The sequence below is a fragment of the Veillonella parvula genome, assembly GCF_018378075.1.
GTDB lineage: Bacteria > Bacillota > Negativicutes > Veillonellales > Veillonellaceae > Veillonella > Veillonella parvula_K.
This window is the reverse complement of sequence record NZ_JAGZYE010000021.1, coordinates 1-2,730: the sequence shown is the minus strand read 5'-3', so window position 1 is coordinate 2,730 and position 2,730 is coordinate 1. Positions and strand designations below refer to the sequence as shown.

At 42.9% G+C, this 2,730-nt stretch carries 2 protein-coding genes and 1 pseudogene; all 3 read left to right on the top strand.

Going from position 1 to position 2,730, the window contains the following annotated elements:
• Nucleotides 1–225: hypothetical protein (locus KH286_RS09515; RefSeq protein ID WP_278617867.1), on the top strand; the 225-nt coding region annotated here is incomplete at its 5' end.
• Nucleotides 226–326: 101 nt separating this feature from the next.
• A complete protein-coding gene (locus KH286_RS09510) occupies nucleotides 327–1,727 on the top strand; it encodes a hypothetical protein (RefSeq protein WP_278617866.1) in 1,401 nt (466 codons plus the stop codon).
• Nucleotides 1,687–2,730: pseudogene (locus tag KH286_RS09505) on the top strand (hypothetical protein); the annotation flags it as partial. The gene KH286_RS09510 and the pseudogene KH286_RS09505, both read left to right, overlap by 41 nt.

Sequence of the window (2,730 nt, the reverse complement as noted above, 5' to 3'; positions counted from 1 at the left end):
TCCATCAAAGGTGGCGTAACAACCCCTGCTGATTTGACAACAGGCAATATCGGCGTTGTATCCGATGGCGCTGGTACATTGAACGTCCGTCTTGCTAAAGTATTGAGTGGTTTAACATCTGCATCCTTCACTAATGCTGGTGGTGATTCCACTGTTATTAATGGTGGCGGTGTAACAATTACACCTAGTGCAACTGGTGCAACCCCTATTTCTATGACAATGTAACAGGTCAAACTGGTACACCTAAGGGTGAAACATACGAAGTTGCTGTTTCTGAAAATGCTGTTAAAGCGGTAGCACAAACAGCAGCACAAGATGCTGTAAAAGTGGCTGGTACAGGTCTTGCTACTGTTAGCGATGCTACAGCAGCTGGTGTTAAAACATACACAGTTAATGTAGAAGAAGGCAAACTTGTTATTGATGATACTACTGGTAAAGTGGGCGCTGCAGGTTCTACACAAGGTACAACAGCTGGTAAAAATGGCGTAGCTACTACGCAAGATGTGGCATCTGTAGTAAATAGTGCTATCGATAAAACAAAACAAGCATTAGCCGATGCAGAACACAAATTTGATGGGGATACTGGTACAACATCTGTTCGTAAACACGGTGAAGTCTTATCCATTAAAGGTGGCGTAACAACCCCTGCTGATTTGACAACAGGTAATATCGGCGTTGTATCTGATGGTGCGGGTACATTAAATGTCCGTCTTGCTAAAGCGTTAACTGGTTTAACATCTGCCACATACACAGATGCATCTGGTAATACACAAACTGTAACAGGTGGTTCCTCTACAATTTCTGATGCAGCCGGTAATTCTACTGTTGTATCTAAAGGTGGCGTCACAACAACGGATGCAGTAGGTAACACAACGACAACAGCACCTACAGGTGTAACAGTAACACCTGCTGGTACAGGCGCAACACCAATTTCTGTAACTACTAGTGGTATTAGTGCTGGTAACAAAGAAATTAAGAATGTTGCTAATGGCACTACCGATGATGCTGCTGTGAATAAGAAACAAATGGATGATGCATTAAAAGGTGCAACAGATAATACTGTTTCCTTAGGTAGTGAATCTGGCTCTACAACAGCTAAGAAATTGAGCACAACTGGTGGCATTAAATTCAACATTAAAGGTGAAACAGGTGCTAATGCACTCATTACAACATCTGCTACAGGCGATGATGTAACCGTTGCGCCAACTGCTAAATTGACAGCTGCTGTAACTGCAGCTGAAAATGCAGCAAATAAAGACTTGTCTAACTTGTCTACTGCAGGCGATACGTACATTAAAAACCTTGCTAAATCCGCTGCTTCTTGGAATGTAGAAACCAATGGTTCTGGTACAACGGCTGTAGCTGGTGGCGAAACTGTGAACTTCATCAATGGCGATAATATCGCTATTACGAATACAGGTCGATCCATTACAATCGGCACTGCTAAGAACGTATCTTTTGATAAAGTGACTGTAGGTGGCATTGTTCTTGATAAGAATACTGGTATCAATGCAGGTGGTAAGGAAATTAAAGGCGTTGCTAATGCTACGTCCGCCGATGCTGCAGTTAACAAAGGCCAATTAGATGCCGCTGTATTATCTGCTGCTGGTGGTGCGTTATCCATTGAAAAGGTAGAAGCTGGTTCTGTAGCTAATGGTAAATTAGCCGCTGGCGATAACAACTTGAGTGGGCGCTGCTGGTTCTACACAAGGTACAACAGCTGGTAAAAATGGTGTAGCTACTACGCAAGATGTAGCATCTGTAGTAAATTCTGCTATCGATAAGACAAAACAAGCGTTAGATGATGCTAAACATGATTTTGCTGGTGATGATGCAACTGTAATTAGCCGTAAACATGGTGAACAACTTAACATCAAAGGCGGCGCAAGTACAACGGCAACTGATCTTACATCTGGTAACATCGCAGTGGTAGGTGATACAACAACTGGTACATTGAATATTAAACTTGCTAAAGTCTTAACTGGTTTAACCTCTGCTACGTACACCGATGCAGCTGGTAATACACAAACTGTAACAGGTGGTTCCTCCACAATTACGGATGGTGCTGGTAACACAACGACTATCACTAAAGGCGGGGTAACAACCACTGATGGTACGAATACAACAACTGTTGCTCCATCTGGTGTTACTGCTACAGATGGTACTCATACCGTTACTCTTGGTGGCTCTGGTATCGATGCTGGTAATACACAAATTAAGAACGTTGGCAAAGCAACCACTGATGATGCTGCGGTTAATAAGAAACAAATGGATGATGCTGTGAAGGCAGCTACTGATTCCATCAGCACATTAGGGGATAACAAAGTATCCTTAGGTAGTGATTCCGGTACTACTAACGCTAAGAAATTAAGCACAACGGGTGGCATTAAATTCAACATTAAAGGTGATACAGGTGCAAATGCACTCATTACAACATCTGCTACAGGTGATGATGTAACGATTGCGCCAACTGCTAAGTTGACAGCTGCTGTAACGGCTGCAGAAAAATCTGCCGATAAAGACTTGTCTAACTTGTCTACTGCTGGTGAAACAGTGATCAAAAACTTGGCAACTACATCTGCACAAGATGCGGTTAAGGTCACTGGCACGGGTCTTGCTACTGTAACTGATTCCACTACTGGTGGTGTAAAAACATACAATGTAGATGTGAAGACTGGTAACCTTGTGGTAACTGCGGCTGGTCAAGTTGGTGCAAATGGTACAACAGGT